Here is a 22,614-nt window from a genome sequence, read left to right on the forward strand (position 1 = left end):
GGCGTGCGGCTCGAACACGGCGCCGCTGCCCCGCGGGAACCCGATGAGGGGGTAGGCGGACGGGTGCACGATCCGGAGGGGTTCTCACTCACGACCTCCCGGTCAACGGCTGCAGGGGGCGAGGGCGTCGAGGCCCTGCGGTTTGTCGGCGTTGCGGCCGATCGCCGTGGCGATGCGATTGATCGTCGCGACGCGCTTGTCTTCGAGCGGGCCGAGGATGGCGTTCTGCACGAAGTTCGGGCCGCCCTGCCCGGCGGTGGTCACGAGGCGGTTGTTCGCCTCGGCGATCTGCGTGTCCAGCAGCTCGAGGTTGCGCTGGACCTCGGCCTGGGCCTGAGCGGGGATGGCGGGGAGCTGCGAAGCGACGTCCGGGCAGCTGATCTGCCCGGCGTTGCCGCCCGCGTTCCCGGTGTTGCCGGTGTTCCCGGTCTGGCCCGTGCCTGGGGCCGGCGCGGTCGAGACCGTGCCGGCACCGGTGCCGGTGTTCGCCTGCCCGCCCAGCGAGCACGTCGCGAGCCCGCCGAGGTTCTGCGGCTTCTCGCCCTGACGGCCGATGGCGATGGCGATCCGGTCGATCGTCGACGTCCGCTTGTCCGTCAGCGGGCCGAGGATGGCGTTCTGCACGAAGTTCGGGCCGCCCTGCCCGGCCGTGGTGACGAGGCGGTTGTTCGCTTCGCTGATCTGCGTGTTCAGCAGGTCGAGGTTGCGTTGCACCTCGGCCTGGGCCTGAGCGGGAATCGCGGGGAGCCGCGAGGCGACGTCCGGGCAGGTGATCTGTCCGCTCGAGGCGGCACCCGCCGCGTTGGCGGCGCCGGGGTCGCCGACGGTCGTCGCGATGACCAGGGCTCCGGCCGCGATCCCGAGGCCGAGGGCCGCCGTCGCGATCTTCGTCCGCCGCGAGAGGCGGTGTCGTCCACCGGTAGCAGGCATGAATCACTCCAAGTTAGCGTGAACATAGAGGGTCCACACGGGCAGCGCGCGGTTGTTCCGAATGGTGCGGCCGAACCGGCCGCGGACGCCATCGTCGCTGCTCCACCAGGGATTTGTCCAGAGTGGAGCGCAGAAAAGAGAGAATCTGAACCATTCCGAACCGGCGTCCGTATTCCGCAGTGAAAGGCGTGTTCTGCATTTCCCGGCGAAGCCGGGTCTTGACGCGGACCGCCGCTGCCTCCTAGCGTCGCCATACCGACCGGTCGGTGTCCAAGGGAGGTCACTGGATGAGCTGGTACGACGCGAAGCCCTGGCTCGCGAGCTACGACGAACGGGCGCGGGACGCGGAACCGGCGAAGCCGACGACGCTGCCCGAGTCGTTCCGCCGCGCGGTGGACCACGTCCCCGACCGGGCCGCGATCGCCTACTTCGACGCGCGGCTGAGCTACCGCGAGGTCGACGAACTCTCCGACGGCGTCGCGCGGTACCTCACGAAGCACGGCTTCGCCCGCGGCGACCGGCTCGCCCTGGTGCTGCAGAACATCCCGCAGTTCGTCGTCGCGCTGCTCGGCGCGTGGAAGGCCGGCGGGATCGTGGTGCCGGTCAACCCGATGTACCGCGAGCGCGAGCTGACCCACGTCTTCACCGACGCCGGCGTCAAAGCGGTCGTCTGCTCGCAGCGCGGCTGGAACGCCTACATCGGCAAGACCGCGGCCGAAAACGGCGTCGGCATCGCGCTCACCACCAGCGAGCTGGAGTTCCAGACGCGCGACGACGAGCGCGTCCTGGGCAAGGTCACCCGCGAGGAGACGCCGGGCGCCATCGAATTCCTCGAAGCCGCCGCCACCCCGGGTCCGAAGCCGCCGGAACCCGCGTTCGCGCTCGACGACACCGCGCTGATCAGCTACACCTCCGGCACGAGCGGCACGCCGAAGGGCGCCGCCAACACCCACGGCAACATCGGCATCAACGCCGCGGGACTCGGCTCGTTCAGCGGCCTCCCCGAGGGCTCGACGCTCTTCGGGCTCGCGCCGCTGTTCCACATCACCGGCATGGTCTGCGAAGTCGGCTCCGCGATCGACATCGGCGGCACGCTCGCCCTCGCCTACCGCTTCGACGCCGGGGTCGTGCTCGACGCCTTCCTCGAGCACCGGCCGTCGTACACGGTCGGACCGTCCACGGCCTACATGGCGCTGATGGCCCACCCGTCCTTCAGCCGCGACCACTTCGAGTCGTTCGCGCTGCTCTACTCCGGCGGCGCCGCGCTGCCGCCCGCCGTCGTCGAGGCGTTCCGCGCGAAGACCGGGCACTACATCCACAACGGCTACGGCCTCACCGAGACGACGGCCGGCTGCGTCGTCGTCCCCGGCACCCTGGAGGCGCCGATCGACCCGGAGTCCGGCACGATCTCGATCGGCCTGCCGGTGCCGGACACGATCGTCCGCATCCTCGGCGAGAACGGCGAAGAACTGCCGTTCGGTCAGGCGGGCGAGATCGCCGTGGAGGGCCCGATGGTCGTCTCCGGCTACTGGAACCGCCCGGACGCGACGGCCGAGGCGCTGCCCGGTGGCCGGCTGCTCACCGGCGACATCGGGTTCATGGACGAACGCGGCTGGGTCTACGTCGTCGACCGCAAGAAGGACATGATCAACGCGTCCGGCTTCAAGGTCTGGCCGCGCGAGGTCGAGGACGTCCTGTACACGCACCCGGCCGTGCGCGAGGCGGCCGTCGTCGGGATCGCCGACGAGTACCGCGGCGAGACGGTCAAGGCGTACGTCAGCCCGGCGCCCGGCGCGAACGCCGACCCGGCGGAGCTGGTTGCCTGGTGCAAGGAACGGCTCGCCGCCTACAAGTACCCGCGCACGATCGAAGTCCTCGACGAGCTGCCGAAGACCACCAGCGGCAAGATCCTCCGCCGCGAACTGCGGGCGAGGGGATGACGGTGGTCGAGACCGTCCGCGGCGCGATCGCGCCGGAAGCGCTGGGCCGGGTGCTGATGCACGAGCACCTCTTCGTGCTGAGCCCCGAATTCGCCGTCAACTACCCCGAACACGAAGGCTTCAAGGAAGACGAGCACGTCCCCGAGGCGATCCGGCGGCTCAAGGAGCTGAAGGACGCGGGGATCGACACGATCGTCGACCCGACGGTGATCGGCCTCGGCCGGTACATCCCGCGCGTGCAGCGGGTCGCCGCCGAGGTCGAGGTCAACATCGTCGTCGCGACCGGGCTCTACACCTACAACGACGTGCCGCACTACCTGCACTTCCGCGGGCCCGGCACGATGCTGCAGGGCGAGGACCCGCTCGTCGGGATGTTCGTCGGGGACATCCGGGACGGGATTTCCGGGACCGGCGTCAAGGCCGGGCTGCTCAAGTGCGCCACCGACGAACCGGGCGTGACCCCGGGGGTCGAGCGCGTGCTGCGCGCGGTGGCGAAGGCGCACGCGGAGACGGGCGCGCCGATCATGACGCACACCCACGCGGGCACCCGGCGCGGGCTGGAGCAGCAGGCGATCTTCGAAGACGAGGGCGTCGACCTGAGCCGCGTGCTGCTCGGGCACTCCGGCGACTCGACGGACCTGGGCTACCTGACCGAGCTGGCCGACCGCGGGTCGCTGCTCGGCATGGACCGGTTCGGCCTCGACCTGCTGCTGCCGTTCGAGGAGCGGGTGAACACGGTCGCCGCGCTGTGCGAACGCGGCTACGCGGGCAGCATGGTGCTTTCGCACGACGCGTCCTGCTACATCGACTGGCTGCCCGAGGACCAGCTGCCCGTGCTGACGCCGAACTGGCACTACCTGCACATCACGCGGGACGTGCTGCCCGCATTGCGGGAACGCGGGGTGTCCGAAACGGACATATCGACGATGCTTGTGGACAACCCCCGGCGGTTCCTCGACTGGGCCCGCTGAGCCGTTATCCTGTGCGTTCGACTGAGAAGGGGGTACTTGCCGTGACCCGAGCAAGCACCCGCAAGCCGGGCGAGGCGGCCGGCGACGACCAGGCCGCCGTGCCGCGCCGGCTGCTGGAGCACGCCACGAAGCTGTTCGCGAAGAAGGGCTTCGACCGCACGTCCGTCCAGGAGATCGTCGAGGCCGCGGGCGTCACCAAGGGCGCGATGTACCACTACTTCGGCTCGAAGGACGACCTGCTCTACGAGATCTACGCCCGCGTCCTGCGCGAGCAGACCCGCCAGCTGGAGAGCGTCGCCTCGTCGAGCGCGCCGTTGCGCGAACGCCTCGCCGCGGCCGCGTCCGACGTCGTCGTGTCCAGCATCGACAACCTCGACGACAACACGATCTTCCTGCAGTCGATGCACCAGCTGTCGCCGGACAAGCAGAAGGCGGTGCGCGCCGAGCGCCGCAAGTACCACGAGCGCTTCCGCGGCCTGGTCGAGGAAGGGCAGGCGTCGGGGGAGTTCCGCACGGACAAGCCGGCCGACGTCGTCGTCGACTTCTTCTTCGGGTCGGTTCACCACCTGGGGTCGTGGTACCGCCGCGGCGGGACGCTGTCGGCGCGCCAGGTCGGCGACCACTACGCGGACCTGCTCCTGGACGCGCTCCGGCCGCCTGGTTAGTTGTCGGGGTGACGCTGCCTGTTCTCGACAAGCTGACCGGAGCGGAGCGAGAGCTGGTCGACGCGGCCCGTCGCGGCCTCGCGTACGTGACCGACGCCCCGGTGCGGGCCGGGGTGCTGCGCGAGCTGCTGCTCGGCCTCCGCGGCCCGGTGGACCCCCGCGGGGTGCGCCTCGGCGGCGCCCGGATCGCCGGGACGCTCAACCTCGACCACGTCGAGGCCGGCACCGGCCTCGCGCTGGTCGACTGCGTGGTCGTGAACACGATCAGCGCCCGCCACGCCCGGCTCCCGTGGCTCGACCTGTCCGGCAGCCGGATCGCCGGGTTCGACGGCACCGGCGTCCGGATCGGCCACGACCTCGACTTCACCGGGGTGCGCGCGACCGGCTCCGGCGACTTCGGCGTGCTCTGCCTGCGGGACGCCCGCGTCGACGGCCTGACCGTGTTCGCCCAGGCGGAGATCCGCAGCGGCGACGGGCCCGCGCTGTACCTCGACGACCTGGAGTGCCGGGCGATCAAAGGTCTCGGCCTGCGTGCGACCGGCGCCGGCGACAGCGGCGCGATCCGCCTGCTCGGCGCGCACATCTCCGGTGAGGTCTTTCTGGGCGAAGCGGTGCTCGCCAACGAGTCCGGGCCCGTGGTGCACGCCGACAGCGCGGTGGTCGACGGCGACCTGAGCCTGGCCGGCGCCACGGTGACCGGCGCCGGCGGAGACGGCGCGCTCCGCCTGCTCGGCGCCCGGGTCGGTGGCCAGCTCGACCTCGGCGACGGCACGCTCGTGAACGACAGCGGCCCGGCCGTCGGAGCCGACCGCCTCCGGGCCGGCGGTCTGTACGCGACCGGTGTCACCGTGACCGGCGCGATCTCGCTACTCGGGGCCCGCGTCGACGGCCAGGTCAACTTCGGCGGCGCGGTGCTCGCCAACCCGCGCGGCCGGGCGTTGAGCGCCGACAGCATCCAGGTCGAGGGCAGCTTTTTCGGCGAAGGCATGAAAGTGCGCGGCTCGGGCGAGTACGGCGCGCTCTGCCTGCTCGGTGCGCACGTGGGCGGGAACTGCTACCTCGAGGGCGCCGAGCTGACCAACGACTCGGGGGCGGCGTTGAGCGGCGACCGGCTCCGGGTCGACGGCAACGTCCACCTCCAGGGGGTGATCGCGGCCGGGGCCGGTGAGCCGGGCACGATCCGCCTGCTCAGCGCCCACATCGCCGGCGAGCTGTACTTCGAGGGCGCCCGGATCGCCAACGACGCCGGTCCGGCGCTGTACGCCGACAACTTGCACGTCGGCGGCAACGTGGACCTGACGGGCGCGTCCGTCGCCGGAGCCGGAGAGGAAGGGGCGCTTCGGCTGCACAACGCCGAAGTCGGCAGCCAGCTGAGGCTCCCCGGCGCGGAACTGGCCAACGCGTCCGGTCCCGCCTTCAGCGCCGACGACCTGCGGGTCGGCAGCTATCTCGAACTCCTCGAGGTGAAGGTGACCTGCTCGTCCGAGCTCGGCGCGCTGAGCCTGCGGGCGGCCCGGGTCCACGGCTCGGCCACCCTCACCGGCGCCGAGGTCGCCAACGACGCGGGACCGGTGCTGATCGCCGACCGGTGCGAGGTCCGGGGCAGCCTGGCGCTGAGCGGCCTGCGGGGGACCAGTGCCGGCGAAGGCGCCACGATTCACCTGCTCGGGGCGCACATCGGCGGTCAGCTGAGCTTCACCGGCGCCGAGATCGTCACCACCGGGACCCTCGTGAGCCTCGAAGACGCCGTGGTCGACGGGCCGGTCTTCCTACCCGCCGAGCTGGTCTCCTCCGGCGGGCTGGTGGACCTCGACGGCTTCCGGTTCGGCTCCCTCGGGGACGTCACCTGGCGGGAGTGGCTGACCCTCATCCGGGACCACACCGCCGCCTACCGCCCCGGGCCCTACCAGCGGCTGGCCGCGTCGGAACGGGCCGCCGGGCACGACGGGAACGCGCGGCAGATCCTCATCGCCCAGCAGCGGGACCTGCAGCGCCGGGCGCCCGAGGCGATCGGCGGCTGGCCGGCCGGCCGCTTCCACTGGCTGTGGGGTGCGCTGGCCGGGTACGGCTACCGCGCACGCCGCACGGCCGCCGCCCTCTTGCTGGCCGTGATCGCGGCCGGGGGGCTGGGGCTCTGGGCCGGGCACGTCGGCGACGCGGGCCATCGCGCCGCCGAGCGGACGTCGGACCTCACGGCCGCTGTCGGTACCCCCTGCACGACCGTGGAGCTGATCGGCGTCGGCCTCGATCGCGGGCTGCCGTTGTCGCCGGGGGTGCGCGGACGGTGCGACCTCAACACCGGGATCACCGCCGGGCAGGTCTTCACGGTGGCGATCTGGCTGGTGCAGGCCGCGATCTGGGCGTTGGCCACCCTCGCGCTGGTCGGCTACACCGGGCTGGTCCGCAAGACCGGTTAGTGCCGCCGGAGGTGGTCCAGCACGAGGGCGCTCACCTCGTCGGGCGCTTCCATCGCCATCCACTGGGTCGCGCCCTCGACGATCTGGAAGCGGTACTCCGCGTCGATGTGGTGGACCGTCAGCTCCGCGGCGCTCTGGCCGAGGTACGGGTCCTCGCTGCCCCACAGGTAGAGCGTCGGCACGGTGATGCGCCCGGCCGGGACGTCGAATACGTCGTTCGTGGCGCCGCGGTACCAATTCAGCGTCGCGGTCAGCGCACCCGGTTCGGAAAGGCGGGCGACGGCGCTTTCGACGAATTCGACCGGAATCCGGCGATTGTAGACAGCGCGTAATTGCGCGGCTTCGTCGCGTAAGAGGAATTTCTCGGCTTTGCCGACGCCGCGGCGGAAGAAGCGGATGTAGCCGAGGTCGTGGAACTGCCCGTCGTCGGTGGCGGCCGCGCGCTGCAGCGCCGACGGGTGCGGGGTGGAGAGCACCGTCAACGACCGCAGCCGGTGCGGGTGCGCGGTGGCGAGCGCCCAGGCGACCATGCCGCCCCAGTCGCGCGCGACCAGGTGGAACCGGTCGGCGCCCTGGCTGTCGGCGAAGGCGAGGGCGTCGCCGACCAGGTGGTCGATCGAGTAGTGCTCGACACCGTCGGGACGCGCTTGGCGGGCGTAGCCGCGCTGGTCGACGGCGATGGCGCGGTAGCCGGCCTCGCCGAGGGCGTGCAGCTGCTCGGTCCAGGCGTCGGCGAATTCGGGCCAGCCGTGCAGCAGCAGGACGAGCTCACCCGTTTCGGGCCCGGCCGCGAGCGCGCTGTGCCGGTGACCGCCGACGACGACGGTCATTTCCTCCAACGCGGCGGGCGTACCGGCATCCGTCGGCGCGACGGCGAATTCCATGGCGCCAGGCTAGATCGCGACAGGTGGGGAGAACCATGGGAAGCCGGGCACTTTTGCCACCCTTTTGCCTCCCGAGTGGCCTGGCTCACAGAATTTTCGCTCAGATGAGCGAAAATTCGGAAGAAAATGAAGAGTATTCACGAAATCGGGGCTTCCCGGCCGCGTCCCGGCCGGGAAGCCCCGACCGGCTCAGTCGCCCGAGACCGCCGGGAACGCGACGGAGAACGAGTAGTACGTCGTTTCCGTGAGACCACCGTCGGCCCGCTTGCCCTGGACCGTCAGGTAGTAGTCCCCACCCGTCTGCGGGGTCCACTCGGTCGAAGCCGTCCCGTCCGCCTCGCCCGGGAGGGTCCGCTCGGGCTCGTCGGCGCTGTCCGGCCAGTTCCGGTGCACCTGGTAGACGTACCCGGTCATCCCGGGCGCGGTCGGGGCGAAGGTGAACGTCCCGGCCACGCCCGGCCCGCCGGAACGCTCACCGGTGGGGTAGTCCGCGGACGCCACCAGCGGCTGGTCGGTGACGGTGAACGGGTAGTACCCCCAGCCGGACGTCCGGCCGTCCGCGGCCCGGGCCCACACGTAGACGGTGTGGTATCCGGCCGTCGTCGGCGTGTACGCCGCGTCCGCCCGGCCGTCGGGTCCCGCCGGGACGTCCGTCGTGATGCCGTCCACCTCGAACTCGAACGCCACCGTGCCCGCCATCCGCGAGGTCAGCTGGAACGTGCCGGGCCGCATCGGGCCGGCCGGCTCCCGGACGAAGTCGGCCGAGGTGACGACCGGGCTGTCGGACACGGTGAAGGACGTCGACCCCTCGGCCGAGAGCACTCCGGCCGCGTTGCGGGCCTGCGCGGTGAACCAGACGTTCCCGGCCTCGGTCGGCGTCCAGGTGACCTCCGCCGTGCCGTCCGGCCGGGCCGGCACGGTCAGCTTGTGCGCGGGGTCGGTGGACGGCCAGTAGACGAACTCGGCGGTGTTCTTCATCGACGACCGGAACGTGAACGTGCCCGGCTGCCCGGGCGCGTCCGCGCCTCCGGTGCGCGTGACGTACGGTGCCGCGCCGTCGACGTACAGGCTCAGGTACCGCACCTCGGACTTCGTGCCCGCCGCGTCCGTGCTCAACACCCGCACGGCCTGCGCCCGGGTGTCGAGCGGGCTCCAGGTGAACGACCCGGTGCCGTCCGCCGCCGCGGGCACGGTGACGGGGGCGACGATCGGCTCGTCCTGGTAGCCGGTGATCCAGTAGGTGTACGACGTCGTGCCGGCCAGCCGGGGCGCGAGCCGGAACGTGCTCTCCGAACCGACCTGGAGCCCGCCCTCGAGGGTGATGTCCGGTGCGGTGTCGACCTGTAACTTGTACTCGCGGTAGAGCGAAACCGTCCCGTCGGCGCCGGTGTTGCGCACGTACAGCACGTTCTGGCCGCCGTGCGCCGGCGCCAGCGTCACGTGGGCGTTGCCGTCCGCGTCGGCGGCCACGGTCTGCTCCGGCGCGTTCTCCAGGTGGTAGGTGTAGCTCACGGTGTCCGGCAGCCCGGGGCTGAGGTCGAACACGCCGGGCACGCCGACGTTGCCGGCGGGGGTGGTGGAGTAGGGCGGGTAGAGCGTCGACCAGACGTACGGCCGGATGTCCTTGACGGTGAAGCTCCGGTATTGCTCCCAGGAGTAGTTGTTCCCCCGGTCCACGCTGCGCACGCCGACCGAGAACGAGCCGGAGTCGGCCGGCGTGAACGTCACCGTGGCCGGTCCGCCGAGGGATTCGGCGGGCACCGAGGTCCAGTCGGACTGGCCGGTGAAGCGGTATTCGTAGCGGGCGACGTCGGCGGATCCGTTGGCGGTGAAGGTGAACTGCCCCGGCACGCCGATGCCGCCGCGCGGCTCCCACTGGTCGTCGGTCAGGTAGACCTCGGAGGTGACCTCGGGGATCTCCGGCTTGATGCTGTCGGGGGTGAGGTAGCAGGTGGGCGACCAGTCCGAGGTGTCGACGCCGTCGGTGACCCGCAGCCGCCACGCGTAGGTGTGGTCCGCCGGCAGCCACGGGTTGTCGAACTGGGCGTACGCCTGCCCGTCCGTCACGGTCCAGTCGAGGTCACGGCGCACCGAGGGGTCGTCGACCGACCACATCTCCCAGTGCGCGGTCAGCTCCTGGCCGGGATCGGGGTCGGTCACGTCGGCGTAGTGCCCGGTGATCGGGATGTCGTAGGCCCGGGTGAACACGCCCGGCGCGGTCGTCGCGCACGGCGCGTCGGGGTAGGCCGTGCGCAGGTTCGCCGGGATGCTCGGCGGCGTGTTGTAGGTGACCTTCAGGCTGACGTCACTGGCGAACCAGCGGCCGTAGCGCGGGTCCAGCTCGTGCGCGGAGGGGACCCGCAGCTCGAGGGTGAGCGTCTTTTCACCCGCCTGGACGGCCTTCGTGAGCGCCGCGGTGAGGTCGAGATCGGTGAGGTCGGCCGGGCACCCGCCGGTGGGTGCGCCGGCCGTCGCGAGCCGGGTCAGCTCGGCGGGCGGCTTGGCCCACGACGACTTCCCGGTGACCGGGGCGCTGGACCACAGCTCGACCGACCGGTGCGCGCAGTCGGTGGCGCGCTTCTCCGGGATGGTCAGGGCGGCGGCGGTGACGTGCTTGCCGAGCAGCGAAGTCAGATCGAGCGTGTAGTAGGCGCGCGACAGGTGTGGCCCCTTGGCGTCCACGCTCGCGCCGACGGGGGCGTCGCCGGGGGCGTTCACCTTGATGTGCAAGGGATCCGCGGCGTCGGTGTAAGCCCACGACGACCGCGTCAGCGTCTTCACGGGCAGCGGTGGCGGCTCGGCGGCCGAGGCGGTGGCCGGCAGCACGGCCGCCGTCCCGGTGAGCAGGAGTGCGGTGGTCAGCAGCGTGACCACGCGTCTTCTTCGTCCGGGCAGCGTCGAGCGCCGCACGTGGGTGCGCAACATCGGTGGATCCCCCTCGAAAACGCGGGGGCAACCGGTAGCCGCCCCCAGGCGTGTTCACCTCAGCACCCGGACGGCCGGGGCGTCAAGGGATCACCGGGACGGACCGGATCGCGCGTGACACAACCGGAACACCGGGTGTCGCGGCGGTGCCACGCGCGATCGGACGGCTCTCAGGCGGGCAGGTCCACCAGCTCGGCCAGCCGGGCCCGGTGCTTCCCCGGAGTCCCCAGCGCCAGCTCGTCCGCCTTGGCGCGCTTCAGGTACAGGTGCGCCGGGTGCTCCCACGTCATCCCGATGCCACCGTGCAGCTGAATGGCCTCCTCCGTCGCGTGAACGGCGATCGGGGCGGTGCGGGCCTGGGCGACGGCCACCGCGACCGGCACGTCGGTGCCGGTGGCCAGCGCGTCGGCCGCGTTCCGGGCCGTCGCGCGGGCGAGCACCAGATCCGTGTACAGGTTGGCCAGCCGGTGCTTGAGCGACTGGAACCCGCCCACCGGGCGGCCGAACTGGTAGCGGCCCTTCAGGTACGACACCGTCTCCGTCAGCGCCCACTCGGCGATGCCGGTCTGCTCCGACGCCAGGATGCCCGCCCCGAACAGGAGAGCCTCCTCCAGCGCCGAAGCCGCGTCCGGACCCGACGCCACCAGCACGGCCGGCGCGTTGTCCAGCACGACGTCGGCCACCCGGCGCGTGAGGTCGAACGACACCAGTTCGGTCACCGTCGTCGCCGACGCCTCGACCACGTACAGCGCCGGTCCGTCCGGCCCCGCGGCCGGGACGACCAGCAGATCCGCCACCGACGCGTCGGCGACCGTCCCCACCCGGCCGGACAGCGTGCCGTCCGGGGCCGCCGTCACCGAAGACGGGAAACCCGCGCCCGGCGCCGTCGACAACGGCACGGCCAGCGCGCCGATCGCCGAGCCCGCCGCGAGCCGGCGGACGAAGCCGCCCGCACCGGCGCGGACCAGCGCCGTCGTCGCCAGCACGACACTGCCCAGGAACGGCACCGGCGCCACGCTGCGGCCCAGCTCTTCGGCCACCACCGCCACCTCGCGGGCCGACGCGCCGTGCCCGCCGAGTTCTTCGGGCACCGCCAGCCCGGCCACCCCGACCTCGTCGGCCAGCGTGCGCCACAGCTTCAGGTCGTAGCCCTCGGCCGTCTCGACGCGTGCCAGCAGCGCTTCGGCGCTCGCCCTCGCCTTGAGCAGGTCCCGGACCGAGGCCCGCAGGTCCTCTTCGACTTCGGAATACAGCAGATCGGGCTGAGTCTGGCTCATCGGGGGAGGTCCTTCCAGGCGACGTCCTTGTCGACGCGCGGCTCCGAGGGCAGCCCCAGCACGCGCTCGGCGATGATGTTGCGCAGGACCTCCGAGGTGCCGCCCTCGATGGAGTTCCCCTTCGCGCGCAGGTAGCGGTAGCCGGCTTCGCGGCCGGTGAAGTCGACGATCGCCGGCCGCCGGAACGTCCAGTCGTCATACGCCAGGCCCTCTTCGCCGAGCAGCTCGACCTCCAGGCCGGTGAGCGCCTGGTTCAGCTCCGAGAACGCGACCTTCATGGCCGAGCCCTCCGGCCCGGGCGCGCCCTTCGTCAGCTGCTGGCGCAGCCGGGTGCCGGCCAGCCGCAGCGTCTCCGCCTCGACCCAGCGCTGCACGAGCCGGTCACGCAGCTCCGGCGTCCGCAGCTCGGGCCGCTCGCGCCAGGTCTTCGCGACGATGCCGATCAGCCCGCCTTCGCGCGGCTGGACGTGCCCGCCGATCGCGACGCGCTCGTTCATCAACGTCGTCTGCGCGACCTTCCAGCCCTCGCCGACCGCGCCGAGGCGCTGGGTGTCCGGGATCCGGACCTCGGTGAGGAAGACCTCGTTGAACTCGGCCTCGCCGGTGATCTGGCGCAGCGGCCGGACCTCGACGCCCGGCGCGGTCATGTCGCACAGGAAGTACGTCATGCCCTGGTGCTTCGGCACGTCCGGGTCGGTGCGGGTGACCAGGATCGCCCACTGCGACTCGTGCGCGCCCGAGGTCCACACCTTCTGGCCGGTGACGATCCAGTCGTCGCCGTCGCGCACGGCCCGCGTGCCCAGCGCCGCGAGGTCGGAGCCGGCGCCCGGCTCGGAGAACAGCTGGCACCACACCTCCTCGCCGGTCCACAGTGGACGCAGGAAGCGCTCGTGCTGCTCCGGCGTGCCGAAGGCGAGGATCGTCGGTGCGGCCATGCCGAGGCCGATGCCGATCCGGCGCGGGTTGTTGTCCGGCGCGCCCGCCTCCGTGAACACAGCGTCCACAACGGACTGCAAGGCGCGCGGCGCGTTCTGCCCGCCGAGGCCGGCGGGGAAGTGGATCCAGGCGAGGCCGGCGTCGAACCGGGCCCGCAGGAAGTCCATCCGCTCGGTCGTCTCAGGGTCGTGCGCGGCCAGGAACTCGCTGGCCTGGCGGCTCAGGTCTTCGGCGGTGACAGTCACTTCGCGCCCTCCGAGAGGTACTTCTTCAGCTCACGCCGGGCGAGTGAGCGCTTGTGGACCTCGTCCGGCCCGTCGGCCAGGCGCAGGGTGCGGTTCCCGGCCCACATCGCCGCCAGCGGGAAGTCCTGGCTGACGCCACCCGCGCCGTGCACCTGCACGGCCTTGTCGAGGATCCACTCGACCGCGGCCGGGGTGGAGATCTTGATCGCCTGGATCTCGGTGTGCGCGCCCTGGTTGCCGACGGTGTCCATCAGCCACGCGGTCTTGAGCACGAGCAGCCGCTGCTGTTCGATCTTCACGCGCGACTCGGCGATCCAGTCCTGCACGACGCCCTGCTGCGCGATCGGCTTGCCGAACGCCTCGCGCGAGATCGCGCGGCGGCACATCAGCTCCAGCGCGCGCTCGGCCATCCCGATGGCGCGCATGCAGTGGTGGATGCGGCCCGGCCCGAGCCGGGCCTGGGCGATCGCGAAGCCGTCGCCCTCACCGGCGATCAGGTTCTCCACCGGCACGCGGACGTCCTCGAACAGCACCTCGGCGTGCCCGCCGTGGTCGCTGTCGTCGTAGCCGAAGACGTGCATGCCGCGCTTGACCGTCAGGCCGGGGGTGTCGCGGGGGACCAGGATCATGCTCTGCTGCTTGTGCGGCGCGGCGTCCGGGTCGGTCTTGCCCATGACGATGAAGATCTTGCACGCGGGGTTCATCGCCCCGGAGATGTACCACTTGCGGCCGTTGACGACGTATTCGTCGCCGTCCCGCCGGATCGCGGTCTCGATGTTGCGGGCGTCGGAGGAGGCGACGTCCGGCTCGGTCATCGCGAACGCGGAGCGGATTTCGCCGTTCAGCAACGGGTCCAGCCACTGCTTCTGCTGCTGGTCGTTGCCGAACATGGCCAGCACTTCCATGTTCCCGGTGTCCGGGGCGGCGCAGTTGAGCGCGGTCGGGGCGAGCCGGATGCTGCGGCCGGTGATCTCCGCGAGCGGCGCGTACTGCAGGTTCGTCAGGCCCGCGCCGTGGTCCCCGGGCAGGAAGAAGTTCCACAGGCCGCGCTTGCGGGCTTCGGCCTTGAGCTCGTCCATGACCGGCGGGATGGCCCACGGGGCGTCGCGTTCGGCGAGCTGCCGCTCGAACACGGGCTCGGCGGGGTAGACGTGCGAGTCCATGAACTCGAGGAGCTTCCCGCGCATCTCCTCGGTCTTCTCGTCGAACGCGAAGTCCATTTACTTCTCCTCTTTGAGAATCTCGTTGCCGTGCGTGATGAGCAGCGGGACGCCGGCCCCGACGCCCTCGAAGCCCGCTCCGACCGTCTGGCCCTTTTGGTAGCGGTAGTAGATGCCCTCCAGGATCACGGCCAGCTTGAAGAACGCGAAGCTGACGTACCAGTTCAGCTGCGCGACGTCCCGCCCCGAGCGTTCGGCGTAGCGGGCGACGACCTGGTCGGTGGTCGGGTAGCCCGGCGCCGAGCTGGCGTTCGAGACGAACTGCAGCGACACCTTGTCGCGCTCGGCGTAGGCCACCAGCAGCGCGAGGTCGGTCAGCGGGTCGCCCAGCGTCGACATCTCCCAGTCGAGCACCGCGGAGATCTTGTCGTCGCCGTCGACGAGGACGTTGTCCAAGCGGTAGTCGCCGTGGATGATCGACGGCTTCCCCGACACCGGCACCGCCGCGGCGAGCCGGTCGTGCAGCTCCTCGATGCCGGGCAGGTCACGGCTGCGGGACGCGTCGAGCTGCTTCTTCCAGCGCCGCAGCTGCCGTTCCAGGAAGCCCTCGGGCCGGCCGAAGTCCCCGAGCCCGACGGCGGCCGGGTCGACGGCGTGCAGGTCGACGAGCGTGTCGACCAGCGCGTCGGCGATGACCCGGGTGCGTGCCTCGCCGAGGTCCGCGAGTTCCTCCGCGGTCCGGTAGGGCGTGCCCTCGACGAAGCTCATGACGTAGAACTGCGCACCGACGACGTCGGCGTCTTCGCAGAGCAGCAGCGCTTCGGGCACCGGCACGGCCGTGTCGCGCAGGCCGGAGATCACGCGGAACTCGCGGGTCATGTCGTGCGCGGTCGGCAGCACGTGCCCGAGCGGCGGGCGGCGCACCACCCAGCGCGACCGGCCGTCACCCACCACGTAGGTGAGGTTCGACCGGCCGCCCTCCACGACGTCCGCGGTCAGCTCCCCGGCGACCAGTCCGGGCCGGTGCGCGTCCAGGTGGGCGCGCAGGCGGCCCAGGGCGAGACCCGGGGGGTCAGTGCGGCTCATCGTGCCTCCTCACAAATGCTTTCAGGGGGTCCGGGTGGCGGAGCCCCCGGCTCGGGGCGGAGCCCCGGACAGCACAGCTTCTCGCAGGGCAGCATACCGACTAGTCGGTATGACGTACAGGGAGCCCGAGGCGGCACTTTCACGGGAAAGTGCCGCCTCGGGCGGGCGTCACGCCAGGAACCGGGTGACCCACTCGGCGACGCAAGCGGGCTTCGCTTCGCCGTCGATCTCGACCGTCCACTTCGACACCGCCTGCTTGCCGCCCGGGATGTCGGTGATCTCGATCAGCTCCGCACCGGCGCGCAGCTTCGAGCCGACCCGCACCGGCTGCGGGAAGCGGACCTTGTTGAGGCCGTAGTTGATCCCCATCTTGATCCCGTTGACCTTGTAGATCTTCGGGCCGAACGCCGAGAGCAGCGACAGCGTCAGGAAGCCGTGGGCGATGGTGCCGCCGAACGGGCCCGCGGCCGCCATCGCCTCGTCGACGTGGATCCACTGGTGGTCGTCGGTGGCGTCGGCGAACTTGTTCACCCGGTCCTGGGTGATCGTGTGCCACTCGCTGTACCCGAGGTGCTCGCCGACCGCGGCGGCGAACTCGTCCAAAGAAGCGAACTCGCGCATCTGCCTCAGTCCTTCGGTCCGCCGGCGGCGTAGATGACCTGCCCGGAGATGAACCCGGCGCCCTCGCTGACCAGGAACGATGCCAGGTTCGCGATGTCGTCGGGCGTGCCGACGCGCTGCACCGGGATCTGCGTCGCCGCCGCGGCCTTGAAGTCCTCGAAGCCCATGCCGAGGCGCTCGGCCGTCGCGGCGGTCATGTCGGTGGCGATGAAGCCCGGCGCGATCGCGTTGGCGGTGACGTTGAACTTGCCCAGCTCGATGGCGAGGGTCTTGGTGAAGCCCTGCATGCCGGCCTTCGCGGCGGAGTAGTTGACCTGGCCGCGGTTGCCCAGCGCCGACGTGCTCGACAGGTTGACGATCCGGCCGTACTTCTCCTGCGTCATGTACTTCTGCACCGCGCGGGTCATCAGGAACGACCCCTTGAGGTGCACGCCGAGCACCGAGTCCCAGTCCTGCTCGGTCATCTTGAAGATCAGGTTGTCGCGGGTGATGCCGGCGTTGTTGATCAGCACGACCGGCGGGCCGAGCTCGTCGGCGACCCGGGTGACGGCCGCCTCGACCTGCTCGGCGTCACTGACGTCCAGCGCGACACCGACGGCCTTGCCGCCCTTGGCGACGATGGCCTCGGCGCCCTGCTTGACACCGGCCTCGTCCAAGTCCAGCAGCGCGACGGCGAAGCCGTCATCGGCCAGCCGCGCCGCGACGGCGGCGCCGATGCCACGGCCGGCACCGGTGACCACGGCGACACGGGAAGGGGAATCGGTCACGGGGGACCTCCTCGTCGTTGAGAAAGCGGGCTCGTGCCCGCGAGCCTACTAAGCGGTCGGTTTCTCGACGATACGCGGGAGTGATCCCCAAAGTGGTGACACCATGCGCAGAATCATAGTCATGGCAGATGGCGGGGAAGTCGACTGCGCCGTATGGAGGTAGCACTTCGGGTTGTCCGACATGCTGCACTCTTGACTTACCGAACTTGTTGTGGTAGAGGCATGGCGTCTGTTCGGAATATCCGGGTGCGGTGATGCCGGCGTGGACATCGCGATCGAGCGCTGAGATCGCCTGGGCGGCGGCATTGTGCTGACTGGGGAGAAGTTCCTCCAGAAGGCTGAGCACCTCATCCGCGGCCGGCGTTACCGGCGGCCGGTTCTGGTCGACCGCAGCCGGTACGCCGGCAAAAATCGGGCGCTGGCGACGTACCGCCTCGAGCTCGGCTGGATCCAGCGTCAGCTCCGGTTGGGCCTTCCGGCCGTGACCCCGGACGCTGGCTACGTCGGCGAGTACGACGACGCAGGCCTGGACAGTGTGTTTCAGAGGTCTGCTGCCCTGGGGGTCGGGGGTCACTGCGTCCCTATTCCTGCTCGCGAGCGAGCCGGCTACACCCGGACAAACTGCCGCCTCTGGTCGAAGCCGTTATGAAGGCGGGTACGCCGATCGCGGTGCGAAGGATCCTGGGAGCCAAGTTCGCGAGCTACGGGCTGGTTGTCTGCTGCAGATCCCTGCGCCGGGTGATCCTGCTCCGGTGTGACACTTCATCGATCGGCGCACTGGCGTACGGTGCGCTCGCCGCCGCCGCGGGAACGTGCTCCGTCGAAGGCTGAGTGCGACCGGCTGCGTCCGCATGACGAGAGTTCGTATAACGACTTATATGACAATGAGATCACCGGCCGCCTCCGACCACTTCAGGGTGGCGCACCTCAGTGCAAGACTTGCCGCAGTCAGCACAGCGCCTACGGCTCCGCCTTATCGGACTGCTTGTCGACCGGGCTTTCTGAGTCGGATCGGTGTCATGCGTCGTGTTGTCATCTTGCCTACGCCGCAAGTGGGTGTGGCTCTGCCGTCAAAGCTGCCAACGCTGCGGCCAATTCCTCGAGCGGTGCGGCGACGTAGGTCAAGGTACTGCCGGTCTGGTAGCCGGCCGTGTGACCTGCATACGTCGCCGCCACGGCATAGCCGTAATTTCGTTCGACCCACGTGAGAGTCGTGTACCGGATCCAGTGCGAGGTGATCCCCAACTCCCGGATCCATGGCAGGTGGTTGCTGAGCCGCCTCCAAAACGACTCGTACCTCGTGGAGCGGACCGGGTTACCGTTGCGGTGCCGAAGAAGCTGGTCGTACTCGGTCAGGTGGCGAGAACGCTCTTCGGCGTGTTCCAGCAGACCCCATGCGAGAGTGGGAGAAATCGGCTGATCGCGCGTCGTGCCGCCCTTCTCCCTCAGCTTGAGTAGGCAAAGCTCGGTGTTGACGTCACATGGCCGGATCGCCAGTGCTCCGCCTCGCCGGCACGCGGTTTCCGTGTGGAGTCGGATGAGCAGGGTATCCAGAGCGGGGTCGGTTCCGGTCGTCGCGGCGACCTCGTTGATCTCCATCAGCTGTCGGGCGGTGAGCGCTCGCCGTAGGTTCTTTCGCTGTCGAGGCTTCCTGAGCCCCATCGCCGGATTTTGCGAAGCTCGGACGAGCCTGTCGTCCACCGCATAGCGGTACAGAGTTCTTGTCGCGTCGGTGAATGTCGCCTTGGCTGCCTGGCCTCCACGGGCTCCCGGACGCATCGCTGCGCGTGCTTGTACCTCGTTGGCCAGGGCCTTCAACTCCGACGTGGTCGGCTCGTCAATCGGACGATCAGGCCACTTCTTGCCGAGGACTCGCCAGTAGATCGACCAGGTTGCAGCTGATTTCGGGGAAGTCGCAGCAGCCACGATCGGGATGTACTCGCTAAAGGTCGGTACGGTGCTCCTCGCCATCTGCTCGGCCGCCGTGATCTCTTCGGCGGTGACGCCGAGCCGGTCGAGGAGGAGTTTCGCCGTCTGAAGATCGGTATCCCGGCTGAGCGCCTGAGGGTTGCCATCCTGGGCCGTCGTAGCGAGGTGCGTGGTCATAGTGCAGGCGAGGCGGCGTGGAGGGCTGCGAGGGCTCTGTCGAGAGTCGTGAGCGGATAGGCGACGACGATCCGATGGGGCTCGATCGCGACGAGCAGGACGCGGTCGCCGGCTTTGATATCGAACCGGTGGCGCGCAGCTGCGGGGATGGACACGCATCTTGTCGGCGCTACCGTGGAAAGCCCGTCCGGGCGGGGACGGAACACAATTGCGTAGGTCGTCGCGATGACCTCGACCTTCTCGCCCGCCGTCCACGCTGCAGCGTTGATAACCTGTTGGTCGTGTGCCCGGCCGGCGCGGTCGACCCGCGGCAGCGCGAAGGTCATGGAGTCGTCGCGACGTGACGAGAGCAATCGAGCCACCGGCAACGGCTCCGGAGGGGATGGTTCGACAGCCGCGAGGGCGTCGGGTATCACCGCCCGCAAGATGCGATCGGCCGCCGCGGATCCGGCCTTGTCGGCCGGTCGTCCGGCGACGGGTTCGTGGTTGAGGTCTAGATCGACGGGATTGTGCGCTCGGCTGTCGACATCTCTCCAGTTGGGCATCAGGAGCCCCCTAGGTGCTGTTTGGGCTGCGAATCCCCTGAACTCGCTTGCCAAGGCCAGCGCAAGGTCGGGGCGAAGATGGCCAATCCGGGCAGTGCGGCGTCGATGCGGAGGATCGCGGCGGTCCAGGTCATGCCGATACCGATGCCGAGCAAAGCGACGTGGTCGCCGGGGACAACCGCGCCGCGCGTGAGTAGGTGGGCGAGGCCGACGATCTGGTCGTTGGGTCCGATGTGGCCCCATTGGTCGCCGGCGTGGCAGAGGGTGCGGTCGTCGGTGATGCCGAGTGGTTGTAGGCAGTGGGTGTCGAGCAGGTGCCGGCCGTAGTGCGGCAGCAGCACCCAGCGCAGCTGGTCGAGACGTAGGTCTGCGTCGCGGAGCGCTTCGTCGATGACGGCGCGGACACCGTCGTGGTTGCGGCGGGTGATCGAGGCGGTGCCGACGGCGTCGATGTATTGACGTTTGCGTTCGCGGATCCGTTCGATGCCGAGTTCCGTGGTGCCGGCAGGAAGGAAACGATCGTTGCCGCGGTGGAGCTGTTCGAGAGTGGGGTCGGTGTAGGAGCTGGTGGCGAGGATGCGGGCGAGACCAGGTTGGCGGCCGAGGATGAGGGCGGAGCCGCCGTCGCCGTAGGCGATGCCGTGGTCGGCGGTGAGGTGGTCGAAGGCGGGTGGGCCGAAGGTTTCGCCGCCGGTGAGCAGGACGGTGTCGAGGTCGGGGCTGCCGGCGAGGACGCGGGCGGAGATGTCGATGCCGCCGACGAGGCTGTTGCTCATGGCATTGAGCTCGGAGGCGATACCGCGGCCGGCGGGCAGTCCGAGGCGGGAGCGCACGTACGCGGCGCGGGACCAGAAGTCGATGCCGCGGCTGCCGCGCCAGATTGCCGCATGGAAGTGCAGGTCGGGCACCGGAAGCGGGCCGACGGTGGTCACGGCCATGCTGGCGAGGGCGTTGCGCGCGGCACGCACGGCCAGATCCATCCCGGTGCTGCCCGAGGCGATCGACACCGCGCGCTGGCTGGTCGCTGCGCGCGGCGTGTGCTCGGTCTCGAGGTTCTCGACGGCGACAAGGTCGCCGAGCGCGGCGCCGACGCCGCGCAGGTGCAGGTTCTTCCAGCGCATCGTCAGCACCGCCCACCGTGGGTGGGCTCCGTCGAGCCGGATGCGAGGTCGTTGATGATGGCAATCACCGAGCTGTAGTAGGCCCGCAGGTGATGGGTCGTGATGCCGGCGCAGGCGGCGATTTCGTCGAGCGTGACCGGTCCGCCGGGGGGCCGGTCGGCGAGTAGTCCGCGGGTGGTGTCGGTGATCCAGGTGCGCATGAGGTCTCCCGGTCGAGCGGGTGGATGGGCACGCCGGGTGACGGGGACGTGCCGGGGTGGTTCGGCAGGTGGCGTGGCCGCAGGGACGGCGGGAACGGGAGAAGCTTGTTATGGGTGGCGGGCGCGGGCGCTGCGCCGCGAGAGCAGTGCCTTGTGGTGGGTACGGCGCAGGTCGGGGATCTTCTCGCGCGCGGCGTGGTCGAGTTCGGGCATGCGGTGCACGTCGGTGTCGAAGCCGGGGTCGGTGCGAAAGACCAGCGCGAGGACGGAGGCGTTGTTGCTGAGGTTGACCACCGCGTAAGGCAGAGTCGCGGGGATGTAAATCATGTCGCCGGCCTGCGGATGGAAGGCCTGCATGGCGGCGCCGGATAGGACGGCGACGTGGCCGCTGATGACCGCGATCGCGGTCTCGGTGGTGTCGTGTCGTTGCGGGGCAAGGGTGGTCGCGCCGGGCAGGTGCATCCGACCGCCGGACAACGAGCGGGTAGGCACGATCCCGGCGCGCAGGATCGGTTTGAGGGTCTCGTCTTCGCCGGCCAGATCTCCGGCCGCGGACAGTATCGGCGTGGTCGTGGTGTCCATCTCGACGGTCCTTCCGGGGTGGGGTCAGCGGGCAGGGGTGTCGGTGGTGTGGTGGGCGAGCTCGCAGGCAAGTGCGGCGTTGGCGACGGCGTCGGGGACGAGCCGACGGCCGTGCCCGCAGGCCGCGGCGACCGCCAGGACGGGCCGGTCCAGTTCGGCCTCGACCAGCCCGAGCGCGGCGCGGGAGTCTTTGGAGTGGGTCTCGTCGACGAGCCCGGCGATGACGTCGATGTCGCGGCGCAGGTGCCGCAGCGCCCGGTAGAAATGCGGCTCCGTCGGGGGCGCGTCGGTGCCGGTGCACATCGGGATGTGCACGGCTGGCATCGGGATCCGCAGCCGGCGCAGCTGCTTGTGCAGCGCGTTGAGGAACTGCACGGCGGGCACGAGGTCGGTCAGGGCGAACAGCGGCTGGTGGCCGAGGTCGCCGTGGCAGAGGTGGATCCGCCACGTCGCCTCGCGCGGGCCGTCGGCGAAGACCCGCGCGACCTGCTTGGCCAGAGCGCGAACCGCCGCCGGCCAGAGCGGCCGCGGCGTGCGGTCCAGCGTCGCGAGCACCGCGGGGGTCTCGAGCTGGTAGACGACCTGGCTGCCGTGCTGGCGGTGGATGGTGTGAACGTCGTCGAGAACGGCCCGCCGGAATACCGGCAGGTGCGTGACCGCCGCGGTCGGGCTGCCGAAGGTGAACAGCGCCAGGTCGTAGGGATTCGGAATCGACACCTGGTGCGGCGGGAAGTCGCGGTCGTCATGCAGTCGGGCGCGGGCGGCCATGACGGCGTCGGTGTGTGCGGCGCGGCCGAGGGACAGGTCTTCGGATTCGAGCCAGTGGCCGCGCTTGAGGCGGTAAGTCGGCATGTCGTCGTAGTCGGCCGAATGGCCGGTGCGGACGGATTCGAGGGCGTTGACGGCGGCGAGGCCGTCGAGCCAGTCGATGATCCATCGCGGGTCCGGGTCGCACGGCAGCCCGGTCAGCGACGTGTCGGGTGCGTGGTCGAGGAACCACTGCATCGTGGCGTAGTGGTCGCCGGTCAGGGCGGTGGGCAGGGAGCCGACGAAGTGCACAGCCCGGACGTCCTCGGAGGTGGTCGGGTCGGGGTAACCGTGGCTGGGGTGGCTGAAAACGAGCGTGGACATGAGGATCTCCCCTGTTCGAAATCGGATGGTTGTGAGGGCGTGGGGAGGGGCGGCCCGGCGGGACGTGGGAGCGAAGAGGGTGCGCGGGCCCGCGTTGGAGGGGGT

At 70.5% G+C, this 22,614-nt stretch carries 19 protein-coding genes; 4 read left to right on the forward strand and 15 right to left on the reverse strand.

The window, feature by feature from the left end; all coding sequences use genetic code 11:
- Positions 1 to 102 precede the first annotated feature (102 nt).
- A complete protein-coding gene (locus tag AB0M59_RS29595; protein WP_364621415.1) occupies positions 103 to 930 on the reverse strand; it encodes a hypothetical protein in 828 nt (275 codons plus the stop codon).
- Between the two features lie 287 nt (positions 931 to 1,217).
- Here AB0M59_RS29595 and AB0M59_RS29600 point away from each other — a divergent pair, with 287 nt between their 5' ends.
- Genes AB0M59_RS29600 through AB0M59_RS29615 form a run of 4 tightly spaced genes read left to right on the forward strand, consistent with a single transcriptional unit; the run spans position 1,218 to position 6,923 of the window.
- A complete protein-coding gene (locus tag AB0M59_RS29600; protein WP_364621417.1) occupies positions 1,218 to 2,870 on the forward strand; it encodes an AMP-binding protein in 1,653 nt (550 codons plus the stop codon).
- 2 nt (positions 2,871 to 2,872) lie between these two features.
- Positions 2,873 to 3,841, forward strand: coding sequence for a phosphotriesterase-related protein (locus AB0M59_RS29605; RefSeq protein ID WP_364621420.1), 969 nt, complete (start codon positions 2,873 to 2,875; stop codon positions 3,839 to 3,841).
- Between the two features lie 41 nt (positions 3,842 to 3,882).
- Positions 3,883 to 4,506, forward strand: coding sequence for a TetR/AcrR family transcriptional regulator (locus AB0M59_RS29610; protein WP_284740207.1), 624 nt, complete (start codon positions 3,883 to 3,885; stop codon positions 4,504 to 4,506).
- 8 nt (positions 4,507 to 4,514) lie between these two features.
- Positions 4,515 to 6,923 carry a hypothetical protein gene (locus AB0M59_RS29615; protein WP_364621423.1) on the forward strand — a complete coding sequence of 803 codons (2,409 nt, stop codon included), beginning with the start codon at positions 4,515 to 4,517 and terminating at the stop codon, positions 6,921 to 6,923.
- Here AB0M59_RS29615 and AB0M59_RS29620 read toward each other — a convergent pair.
- The 14 genes from AB0M59_RS29620 to AB0M59_RS29685 all read right to left on the reverse strand — a co-directional run bounded on the left by AB0M59_RS29620 (position 6,920) and on the right by AB0M59_RS29685 (position 22,509).
- Complete coding sequence (locus tag AB0M59_RS29620; RefSeq protein WP_364621426.1) at positions 6,920 to 7,807, reverse strand: alpha/beta hydrolase; 888 nt, start codon at positions 7,805 to 7,807, stop codon at positions 6,920 to 6,922. The genes AB0M59_RS29615 and AB0M59_RS29620 overlap by 4 nt on opposite strands.
- A 189-nt stretch (positions 7,808 to 7,996) precedes the next feature.
- On the reverse strand, positions 7,997 to 10,732 hold the full coding sequence (locus AB0M59_RS29625) for a hypothetical protein (RefSeq protein ID WP_364621429.1): 2,736 nt from the start codon (positions 10,730 to 10,732) through the stop codon (positions 7,997 to 7,999).
- A gap of 170 nt (positions 10,733 to 10,902) precedes the next feature.
- On the reverse strand, positions 10,903 to 12,009 hold the full coding sequence (locus AB0M59_RS29630) for an acyl-CoA dehydrogenase family protein (RefSeq protein ID WP_364621431.1): 1,107 nt from the start codon (positions 12,007 to 12,009) through the stop codon (positions 10,903 to 10,905).
- Positions 12,006 to 13,190: an acyl-CoA dehydrogenase family protein gene (locus tag AB0M59_RS29635; RefSeq protein WP_364621433.1), complete on the reverse strand. Its 1,185-nt coding sequence runs from the start codon at positions 13,188 to 13,190 to the stop codon at positions 12,006 to 12,008. Before AB0M59_RS29635 ends, AB0M59_RS29630 begins: the two co-directional genes overlap by 4 nt.
- On the reverse strand, positions 13,187 to 14,410 hold the full coding sequence (locus tag AB0M59_RS29640; RefSeq protein ID WP_364621436.1) for an acyl-CoA dehydrogenase family protein: 1,224 nt from the start codon (positions 14,408 to 14,410) through the stop codon (positions 13,187 to 13,189). Before AB0M59_RS29640 ends, AB0M59_RS29635 begins: the two co-directional genes overlap by 4 nt.
- Positions 14,411 to 15,436: a phosphotransferase family protein gene (locus AB0M59_RS29645; protein WP_364621438.1), complete on the reverse strand. Its 1,026-nt coding sequence runs from the start codon at positions 15,434 to 15,436 to the stop codon at positions 14,411 to 14,413.
- A gap of 168 nt (positions 15,437 to 15,604) precedes the next feature.
- The gene (locus AB0M59_RS29650; protein WP_364621441.1) at positions 15,605 to 16,057 is read right to left on the reverse strand and encodes a MaoC family dehydratase; all 453 of its coding nucleotides are present in this window, start codon (positions 16,055 to 16,057) and stop codon (positions 15,605 to 15,607) included.
- A 5-nt stretch (positions 16,058 to 16,062) separates the two neighbouring features.
- The gene (fabG, locus tag AB0M59_RS29655; protein WP_155542942.1) at positions 16,063 to 16,824 is read right to left on the reverse strand and encodes a 3-oxoacyl-ACP reductase FabG; all 762 of its coding nucleotides are present in this window, start codon (positions 16,822 to 16,824) and stop codon (positions 16,063 to 16,065) included.
- Positions 16,825 to 17,865: 1,041 nt separating this feature from the next.
- Entirely contained in the window at positions 17,866 to 18,930 is a 1,065-nt protein-coding gene (locus AB0M59_RS29660; protein ID WP_364621444.1) for a tyrosine-type recombinase/integrase, read from the reverse strand.
- Positions 18,927 to 19,475 (reverse strand): AbrB/MazE/SpoVT family DNA-binding domain-containing protein, encoded by a 549-nt coding sequence (locus AB0M59_RS29665; protein ID WP_364621447.1) that lies wholly within the window; start codon positions 19,473 to 19,475, stop codon positions 18,927 to 18,929. The genes AB0M59_RS29660 and AB0M59_RS29665 overlap by 4 nt, the downstream gene beginning before the upstream one ends.
- Positions 19,475 to 20,596, reverse strand: coding sequence for a 3-oxoacyl-[acyl-carrier-protein] synthase III C-terminal domain-containing protein (locus AB0M59_RS29670; protein ID WP_364621450.1), 1,122 nt, complete (start codon positions 20,594 to 20,596; stop codon positions 19,475 to 19,477). The genes AB0M59_RS29665 and AB0M59_RS29670 overlap by 1 nt, the downstream gene beginning before the upstream one ends.
- Before the next feature lie 2 nt (positions 20,597 to 20,598).
- Positions 20,599 to 20,796 (reverse strand): hypothetical protein, encoded by a 198-nt coding sequence (locus tag AB0M59_RS29675; protein WP_364621453.1) that lies wholly within the window; start codon positions 20,794 to 20,796, stop codon positions 20,599 to 20,601.
- Between the two features lie 108 nt (positions 20,797 to 20,904).
- Positions 20,905 to 21,378, reverse strand: a complete 474-nt coding sequence (locus AB0M59_RS29680; RefSeq protein ID WP_364621455.1) for a hypothetical protein — start codon at positions 21,376 to 21,378, stop codon at positions 20,905 to 20,907.
- Between the two features lie 24 nt (positions 21,379 to 21,402).
- A complete protein-coding gene (locus tag AB0M59_RS29685) occupies positions 21,403 to 22,509 on the reverse strand; it encodes a hypothetical protein (protein WP_364621458.1) in 1,107 nt (368 codons plus the stop codon).
- Positions 22,510 to 22,614: the final 105 nt, after the last annotated feature.

This window comes from Amycolatopsis sp. NPDC051371, from assembly GCF_040682155.1.
Taxonomy (GTDB): domain Bacteria; phylum Actinomycetota; class Actinomycetes; order Mycobacteriales; family Pseudonocardiaceae; genus Amycolatopsis.